The sequence below is a fragment of the Rodentibacter sp. Ppn85 genome (assembly GCF_001999335.1).
Classification (GTDB): Bacteria; Pseudomonadota; Gammaproteobacteria; order Enterobacterales; family Pasteurellaceae; genus Rodentibacter.
Genome location: NZ_MLHS01000041.1, coordinates 36,494 through 44,966 on the forward strand (window position 1 = coordinate 36,494; position 8,473 = coordinate 44,966).

Below are 8,473 nucleotides of genomic sequence, written 5' to 3' on the forward strand. Positions count from 1 at the left end.
ATGTCAGAACTTAATGATGCACAAAAAGTTGCTTGGGCTGGTTTTACAGGCGGTGATTGGCAAGAGAATGTCAATGTTCGTGATTTTATTCAAAAAAACTATACACCATATGAGGGTGATGATTCTTTCTTAGCCGGTCCGACCGAAGCGACAACTAAGCTTTGGGAAACGGTTATGGAAGGGATTAAAATTGAAAACCGTACACATGCGCCATTAGACTTTGATGAGCATACACCATCAACGATTATTTCTCATGCACCGGGGTATATCAACAAAGATTTAGAAAAAATCGTTGGTCTTCAAACCGATGCGCCTTTAAAACGTGCAATTATGCCATTTGGTGGTATCAAAATGGTGGAAGGTTCATGTAAAGTTTATGGTCGCGAACTTGATCCGGAAGTGAAAAAAATCTTTACCGAATATCGTAAAACCCACAACCAAGGTGTGTTTGATGTTTATACTCCGGATATTTTACGCTGCCGTAAATCGGGTGTGTTGACCGGTTTACCGGATGCTTACGGTCGCGGTCGTATTATCGGTGACTACCGCCGTGTTGCACTTTACGGTGTTGATTTCTTAATGAAAGATAAATATGCTCAATTTTCATCTTTACAAGAAAATCTTGAAAATGGTGTCGATCTTGAAGCAACTATTCGCTTACGTGAAGAAATCGCAGAACAACATCGTGCACTTGCTCAAATGAAACAAATGGCGGCAAGCTATGGTTATGATATTTCTAATCCTGCAACTAACGCACAAGAAGCGATCCAATGGATGTACTTCGCTTATTTAGCGGCGATCAAATCACAAAATGGTGCGGCAATGTCATTTGGTCGTACTGCTACTTTTATCGATATTTATATCGAACGTGACTTAAAAGCAGGTAAAATCACTGAAGTGGAAGCTCAAGAATTAGTTGATCACTTAGTGATGAAACTACGTATGGTACGTTTCTTACGTACGCCTGAGTACGATCAATTATTCTCCGGTGACCCGATGTGGGCAACGGAAACCATTGCAGGTATGGGATTGGACGGTCGTACATTAGTAACCAAAAATACCTTCCGTATTTTGCACACCCTTTATAACATGGGCACTTCTCCGGAACCGAATCTTACTATTCTTTGGTCAGAGCAATTACCGGAAAACTTTAAACGTTTCTGTGCAAAAGTTTCTATTGATACTTCGTCCGTTCAGTATGAAAACGATGATTTAATGCGTCCTGACTTCAATAACGATGACTATGCAATTGCATGCTGTGTATCACCGATGATTGTCGGTAAACAAATGCAATTCTTCGGTGCACGTGCTAACCTAGCGAAAACCTTGTTATACGCAATCAATGGTGGTATTGATGAAAAATTAGGTATGCAAGTAGGTCCTAAAACTGCACCAATTACAGATGAGGTATTAGATTTTGACACTGTAATGACCCGAATGGATAGTTTTATGGATTGGTTAGCAAAACAATATGTAACCGCCCTAAATATCATTCACTATATGCATGATAAATATTCGTACGAAGCGGCATTAATGGCATTACATGATCGTGATGTGTTCCGCACTATGGCGTGTGGTATTGCCGGCCTTTCCGTTGCAGCAGACTCACTTTCTGCAATCAAATATGCTAAAGTGAAACCAATTCGTGGCGATATTAAAGATAAAGAAGGCAATGTTGTTGCTTCTAACGTAGCCGTCGACTTTGAAATCGAAGGTGAATATCCACAATATGGTAATAACGATAACCGTGTGGATGATATTGCGTGTGATTTAGTTGAACGTTTTATGAAGAAAATTCAAAAACTCAAAACTTATCGCAATGCAGTACCTACTCAATCTGTACTTACTATCACCTCCAACGTGGTGTATGGTAAGAAAACAGGTAATACGCCTGATGGTCGTCGTGCCGGTGCACCGTTCGGACCTGGCGCAAATCCAATGCACGGTCGTGACCAAAAAGGTGCGGTAGCATCATTAACATCCGTGGCTAAACTTCCGTTTGCTTATGCGAAAGATGGTATTTCTTATACTTTCTCAATCGTACCAAATGCGTTAGGTAAAGATGCGGAAGCACAACGTCGTAACCTTGCGGGCTTAATGGATGGTTATTTCCATCACGAAGCAACAGTTGAAGGCGGTCAACACTTAAATGTCAACGTGTTAAACCGTGAAATGTTGCTGGATGCAATGGAAAACCCGGATAAATACCCACAATTAACCATTCGTGTGTCCGGCTATGCAGTGCGTTTTAACTCTTTGACTAAAGAGCAACAACAAGACGTGATTACCCGTACGTTTACGGAAACAATGTAAAATTAAAAAAAATTGACCGCACTTTAGCGGAAATATCGAAATAATGAGCCTGAGTGAAATCGGGCTCATTTTTTATTATTGTATATTCTGATAAAATTTAGCTACATTTTTAATTGTGAGTTTATTATGTCTGTTTTAGGAAGAATTCATTCATTTGAGTCTTGTGGTACGGTAGACGGTCCGGGCATTCGTTTTATTTTATTTATGCAAGGTTGTCTTATGCGTTGCAAATATTGTCACAACCGAGATACTTGGGATTTGGATGGCGGTAGAGAAATCAGTGTTGACGAGCTAATGAAAGAAGTGGTGAGTTATCGTCATTTTATGAATGCAACGGGGGGCGGAGTGACGGCATCGGGTGGCGAGGCGATTCTTCAGGCGGAATTTGTACGGGATTGGTTTCGTGCTTGTAAAAAAAAGGGGATTAATACTTGTCTTGATACCAATGGTTTTGTTCGTCATTATAATCTCATTATTGATGAACTATTGGATGTTACCGATCTTGTTTTACTTGATTTGAAGGAATTAAATGATCAAGTTCATCAAAATTTGATCGGTGTACCTAACAAACGAACTCTTGAATTTGCTAAATATTTACAAAAACGTAAGCAAAGAACATGGATTCGCTATGTGGTAGTTCCGGGTTACACCGATAGTGATCATGATGTCCATCTACTTGGACAATTTATTGAGGGAATGGAAAATATTGAAAAGGTTGAGCTACTGCCTTATCACCGTCTTGGGGCGCATAAATGGAAAACACTCGGCTTTGATTATGAGCTTGAAGATGTAATGCCGCCGACACGTGAATCTTTGGAACATATTAAATCAATTTTAGAGGGCTACGGACATACTGTTAAATTCTAATTAAAGATCAACTCATTAAAGCTAAGGAGTAAATGATGAAAAAACTGATTTTGACCTTTCCTATTCTGTTATTGGCCGCTTGTTCTATTCACTCGCAACAAAACTCAGCGCTTCAGGATGTTAAGCTGATGCCGCCTACGCAAGATCGTCAGGGATATGTGCGGTTGGTGAAAGATGTGAATTATTATATAGATACGGATTCTATTTGGGTTGATAACGAAGAACCTAAAGAAGTACATTTTGATGCAGTAATTAATTTAGACCAAGGTTTATATGTTTATCCAAAAGAATCGAAACGCTATGCGCGTTCTGTTCGCCAATACAAAATTTTGAATTGTAAAAATTATCGCCTAACACAAGTACGCACCGATTTCTATGATGAGTTTTGGGGAGAGGGACTACGTGCCGCACCGAAAAAACAAGAGAAATATAGTATTCGTTTAACACCCAAAACCACGCTTTATAATGCAGCGCAGATTATTTGTGTAAATTACAGTAAATAATCTATTTAGATAGTAAAAGGTCGCTCATCTGCGACCTTTGAATATTTCAAGATTTAAAAAGTTAAGCGATCACGATTTTTTTCAAGAGTTGCTTTGCCAATTCCCTGAACTTCAAGCAGTTGCTCGGCAGTGGTGAAATTTCCGTGTTTTTCACGATATTGTACTATTGCTTCCGCTTTTTTCGCACCAATACCGGTTAAGGATTTTTGAATTTCACTTGCTGTTGCCGTATTGATATTGAGCTTATCACCTACATTTTTTGAGGGCGCATTTTCGGTAATCTCGGTTTGTGTAGCCATAGGCTCCACAGCTTTTTCTTCTGCAAATGAGCTTGCACTAAATAATGTACTTCCTAAAAGGATTGAGCTGATTAAGGTTTTAATTAATTTCATAGTGTTTCCTTGTTAATGATGAAAATGTTGATAAAATCAACGCCAATATTTTTTCTATTTCTATGAAAATAAACAAGAAATCAACCGCACTTTTGCGATTCTGCTCGAAAAATTCACGTTTTATGAAATAAAAACGGCTGTTTATGAATAATGTTGCAGTTGATTTGGTATCAAAATTGGTATGCTATGTTTAAATTTTTTGTTTGTTCAATCGCACTTTTTTTGATGATGGCAACAGTACGGGCGGAACAATTTGTTTCGTTGAATCTATGTAGCGACCGTTTATTAATCGAAATTGCCCGCCTGGAGCAAATCGCAGCGATGTCCGCCTACTCCAAAAAACCGTTGATGATGTTAGACAAAGTTAATACCGATAAGCCCGCCCTTGAGCCGCAGCTCGCCGCTTTATTACCTTATTTAGACAAAACTATACTTATCAACGAAACATTTTATCCTCAGCTTGTACATGATTTGAAAAAACTGGGAGCAAATGTTATCCCCCTTAACAATACCCCGCAAACACCTGATGAACTTTTCGCGTTGATATTGAAACTTGGCAAAATCACCGGTAACGAAATTCGCGCAGAACATTTAGTAAAAACATTGCAATTAAAGAATTTTAAGTTAAATCAATCTCTTACTGATACCTTAATGCTTTCGGATACAGGCGTAGCGGAGAGCGATTTTCCACAATATTCTACTTTACTTAGTTTGCTTGGGTTAACTCCACTGACAACGCCGTTCACTGCACAAAATTTTTCACTCGAAAAAGTGTTGTTTTCCCAACCGAATGTACTGATTGAAATCTCAGATAAACAAAGTTATAACCAACAAGCAGAGTTACTTAATCATCCGATTTTACAAAAACTTTTTCAAAACCGACCGCACTTTCGTATTCCAATGAAATACACCTATTGTTTCGATCACGGCGTGTGGCAGGGGGCGGAACTGATTTATAACCAACATAAAACCTTATATTAAGGATAGTGAAAATGAAGAAAATAATCTCCGTTGTACTGTTGTTCGTTGTGATTATTGGTGGTTTGGCTTTTTCAATGCTGAAGCCGATGCCCGAGCATATTTTAAAAGGCGAAAAAGAAGCGAATCCACAGGTTTTAAATACGCAACCATTACCTGAAAATACGCCTATCACTCGGTTGGTGGTGATGAAAAGTGAACGTCAAATGTGGGCATATCATCAAGATAAGCTTGTGAAAATTTACCCGATTTCTCTTGGTAAATCGCCGGTGGGGCATAAACAATTTGAAGGGGATAAAAAAACACCGGAAGGTGTTTATCGTATTAACGAACGTAATGCAAATAGTCATTATCACAAAAATTTAGGTATTTCATACCCCAATTCCGCCGATAAAGCCTATGCTCAATATCAAGGAAAATCGCCCGGCGGATTGATAAAAATTCACGGCTTACCAAATAAATTCTTTGATATTGGTCGCCAGCATTTACGCAAAGACTGGACGGACGGGTGTATTGCGGTAACTAATGAGGAAATCGATGAATTATTTGACGCAGTGATACACAATGCTGAAATTGATATTCGCCCATAAACGTAAATAAAAATAACCGCACTTTAAATGAAAAAATATCTCAACCCATTATTGTTTATACTTTTAATATTGATTGTGGTGTTGGCTCTCAATTACCAACTTCATCATTTCAGTGCACTACGCAATGCCGAAGGCATTATCAACGATATGCGCCCCTTGGTGATATGGGACATTCGCCTGCCGCGCATTTTACTGGCGGTCATCACCGGGGCAAGTTTGGCATTAGCCGGCAACGCAATGCAGGGCGTGTTTCAAAATCCCCTTGCCAGCCCCGGCTTGCTCGGTAGCGCCAACGGCTCAACCACCGCCAGTGTTTTTCTGCTTTATTATTTTTCGCTCCCCACCACCTTGCTGTTGCTCGGCGGTGTGATAGGGGCATTAGCCAGTTTTACATTGGTCTATTTCATCGCCCACAAACAAAGCTCAACGGTGATGATTTTAAGCGGTGTCGCGGTTAATATGCTATTGGGGTCAGCCATCGCGCTACTACTTTCCAACGCACAAAGCCCTTGGGCATTGGCGGAACTCTATCGCTGGCTGCAAGGCTCGCTAGTCTGGGCAAAAACGGAGACGTTATTATGGTCGCTCCCGATCCTATTACTCGGCATTTTTTGCCTGTTTCAGCAACGCCGCTATGTGGATTTTCTCACCTTTGGCGAAGAAACCGCCGCCACAATGGGCATCAACCCCAAACGGAGCTTTTTCCTCACCGCACTAGGGGTTGCATTGCTCGTTGGCGCGACCATTCCGCAAACAGGCACAATTGGGTTTATCGGCTTAATTGCCCCCCATTTTGCTCGTATTTTATTGAAAAAACGACCATCTCAGCTTTATTTAACTAGTGGCTTAATTGGTGCATTAACGCTACTTATTGCGGATTTATGTGTGCAATATATTCCATTTTTCTCGCATATTTATATCGGTACGCTCACCGCCATTATTGGCGCCCCCGTGTTGATTTGGATTTTGCTCACGCAACAACGGAGGCTTGCCCGTGATTAAGGTTGAAAATGTCAGCCAGCCCTACGGCTTAACCAATGTAAGCTGCCATATCCCACAAGGCAAATTAGTCGGCATAATGGGGGCAAACGGCGCAGGCAAATCCACGCTATTGAAAAGCATTGCAGGTATCTTACCCCTTGCAAGCGGTCAAATCTGGCTCAACTCTTGCAAATTAAGCGAAATGCTACCCATCGAAAAAAGCCAATCTCTTGCCTATTTGGCACAAAATACAGCAATTTACTGGGATCTCTGTGTTTATGACGTGATCGCCCTCGGCTTACCTTACCCGCTTCCCCCAGCTAAAGAGAAAGAAAAAGTGCGGTCAGTTTCAGATCGATTTTCTGTTTCTGCCTTATTGGATAAGCCCTTTCAGCAACTGTCAGGCGGTGAAAAAGCCCGTGTACAACTGGCACGTTGCTGCATTAAAGAGGCACCATTACTGCTTGCCGATGAGCCGATCGCCCCGCTCGATCCTTATTATCAAATCGACATTATGGAACAGCTTAAATCCCTCACACCTAAACAAACGTGCGTGGTAGCAATCCATCATTTATCACTGGCATATAAATTTTGCGATGAAGTGATTTTGCTTGATCAAGGCAAAGTATTAGCCTATGGCGAAACGCAAGCGGTGCTAAATGCTGAAAATCTTGCAAAAGCCTTTGGCGTGCGTGCCAAATTTGATGTAGTGCGAAAAGAAATATTTTGTGTAGAGAAGTTGGAAAGCTAATGCCAACTTCTTGGTTTTTTTAGGGGAATTGAAGTTGATTTCCGATTTAAAAATCAACCACACGACCGATTAACCTTCTTTACAACTCAGCCAACGCACCTGTGTGCCTTGATAGTGTTTGTAATAGGTCGAACTATGCTAGCGTGCGACTAAATCCACAACACTCCTCTCAATTGCTGATAGAAACGGTAAATCACCTCAAATCTCGAACCACGAGTATTTAACGCGTGGCTCTCAATATGATCAAACGACACTGCCTTACCCCCATCTAACTGAAAATAAATCCCAAAATTCTCTTTCAAACGGCTCTCTCTCGAAAGCGGGAAATAGGTTGTTAAATAAGAAGTGGACTGGGTTTCGGCATTTTTACAAGTATAGTAATAGCGTTTATAAGCGGTGGGATTATTTAGCTCCGCTTGGGTGATATTTTCTTTTAAGGAACGGGTTTTAACGGGCTTCTTCAGCGGTTGTGTGGTACAGGCAAAGAGAACGAAGAGCGTAGCAAAAAGGAAAAGTTGTTTAAGTTTATTCATCGTCAAACAATAAATAGGAAATCAGATGGCGTATGATAGCGGAAAACGGAGAGAGTGCAAGTTTGAGAAAACAGACGGTTTTTTCATTGAATTGCTAAAATGAGAGTACACAGTTGATGTCGGTAGACTTGATAGCAAAGAAACTGACTTTATTGCTAGCAAGTCTGATGAAATTTTATATATTCAAGTTGCCTTTTAAATCCCCGAAAACACCCACGAAATCGATAATCTTTTGTATATTAAGGATAACTATAAAAAGATCTTAATTACAGGAGAATACTGTGAACATACAGATATTGAATGGAATTGAAGTGGTTTATGTGATGGATTGGTTAAGCAGCTAGATACAGATGGTAAACTACAGTTATCTGGTACATTTTTCCTAATGTACCCAAATAATCAAAAGTGTTGGCATAGGGTTATCTTGTTGAAGCTAGATACATGCTGCTAAGTATGAATAATTCTTTTTGGGAAAAAATAGTTCAATGTAAGTATTGAAATTATAGATGTAGATCCCCACTCTATAGTACATAGTTTGATATAAAGAACTATATTGTATGAACCC

8 protein-coding genes and 2 pseudogenes are annotated in these 8,473 nt (G+C 40.1%); 8 read left to right on the forward strand and 2 right to left on the reverse strand.

Translation table 11 applies throughout. The features are described from left to right. From pflB to BKL51_RS07915, 3 genes are all read left to right on the forward strand, one after another. Positions 1-2,313, forward strand: a complete 2,313-nt coding sequence (pflB, locus tag BKL51_RS07905; RefSeq protein ID WP_077466169.1) for a formate C-acetyltransferase — start codon at positions 1-3, stop codon at positions 2,311-2,313. A gap of 126 nt (positions 2,314-2,439) precedes the next feature. Further along, on the forward strand, positions 2,440-3,180 hold the full coding sequence (gene pflA / locus BKL51_RS07910) for a pyruvate formate lyase 1-activating protein (RefSeq protein ID WP_077466170.1): 741 nt from the start codon (positions 2,440-2,442) through the stop codon (positions 3,178-3,180). A gap of 35 nt (positions 3,181-3,215) precedes the next feature. After that, positions 3,216-3,683, forward strand: coding sequence for a surface-adhesin E family protein (locus BKL51_RS07915; protein WP_077466171.1), 468 nt, complete (start codon positions 3,216-3,218; stop codon positions 3,681-3,683). Positions 3,684-3,736: 53 nt separating this feature from the next. Here the strand turns inward: BKL51_RS07915 and BKL51_RS07920 are convergent, their stop codons facing one another. After that, complete coding sequence (locus BKL51_RS07920; protein WP_077466172.1) at positions 3,737-4,075, reverse strand: helix-hairpin-helix domain-containing protein; 339 nt, start codon at positions 4,073-4,075, stop codon at positions 3,737-3,739. A 186-nt stretch (positions 4,076-4,261) separates the two neighbouring features. On the opposite strand from BKL51_RS07920, the gene BKL51_RS07925 reads away from it, so the two are divergent. Genes BKL51_RS07925 through BKL51_RS07940 form a run of 4 tightly spaced genes read left to right on the forward strand, consistent with a single transcriptional unit; the run spans position 4,262 to position 7,375 of the window. Beyond that, a complete protein-coding gene (locus BKL51_RS07925; RefSeq protein ID WP_077466177.1) occupies positions 4,262-5,056 on the forward strand; it encodes a helical backbone metal receptor in 795 nt (264 codons plus the stop codon). Between the two features lie 11 nt (positions 5,057-5,067). Continuing rightward, positions 5,068-5,643: a murein L,D-transpeptidase family protein gene (locus BKL51_RS07930; RefSeq protein WP_077466173.1), complete on the forward strand. Its 576-nt coding sequence runs from the start codon at positions 5,068-5,070 to the stop codon at positions 5,641-5,643. 27 nt (positions 5,644-5,670) lie between these two features. Further along, entirely contained in the window at positions 5,671-6,645 is a 975-nt protein-coding gene (locus tag BKL51_RS07935) for an iron ABC transporter permease (protein ID WP_077466174.1), read from the forward strand. After that, entirely contained in the window at positions 6,638-7,375 is a 738-nt protein-coding gene (locus BKL51_RS07940) for an ABC transporter ATP-binding protein (protein WP_077466175.1), read from the forward strand. Before BKL51_RS07935 ends, BKL51_RS07940 begins: the two co-directional genes overlap by 8 nt. 69 nt (positions 7,376-7,444) lie before the next feature. Here BKL51_RS07940 and BKL51_RS07945 read toward each other — a convergent pair. Next, positions 7,445-7,908 (reverse strand): annotated as a pseudogene (locus tag BKL51_RS07945) (hypothetical protein). An 82-nt stretch (positions 7,909-7,990) separates the two neighbouring features. On the opposite strand from BKL51_RS07945, the pseudogene BKL51_RS12355 reads away from it, so the two are divergent. Then, positions 7,991-8,252, forward strand: a pseudogene (locus tag BKL51_RS12355) (hypothetical protein); the annotation flags it as partial. Positions 8,253-8,473: the final 221 nt, after the last annotated feature.

Coding starts and splice junctions, on each gene's coding strand:
- pflB (WP_077466169.1), top strand. CDS start 1: ATGTCAGAACTTAATGATGCACAAAAAGTTGCTTGGGCTGGTTTTACA.
- pflA (WP_077466170.1), top strand. CDS start 2,440: ATGTCTGTTTTAGGAAGAATTCATTCATTTGAGTCTTGTGGTACGGTA.
- BKL51_RS07915 (WP_077466171.1), top strand. CDS start 3,216: ATGAAAAAACTGATTTTGACCTTTCCTATTCTGTTATTGGCCGCTTGT.
- BKL51_RS07920 (WP_077466172.1), bottom strand. CDS start 4,075: ATGAAATTAATTAAAACCTTAATCAGCTCAATCCTTTTAGGAAGTACA.
- BKL51_RS07925 (WP_077466177.1), top strand. CDS start 4,262: ATGTTTAAATTTTTTGTTTGTTCAATCGCACTTTTTTTGATGATGGCA.
- BKL51_RS07930 (WP_077466173.1), top strand. CDS start 5,068: ATGAAGAAAATAATCTCCGTTGTACTGTTGTTCGTTGTGATTATTGGT.
- BKL51_RS07935 (WP_077466174.1), top strand. CDS start 5,671: ATGAAAAAATATCTCAACCCATTATTGTTTATACTTTTAATATTGATT.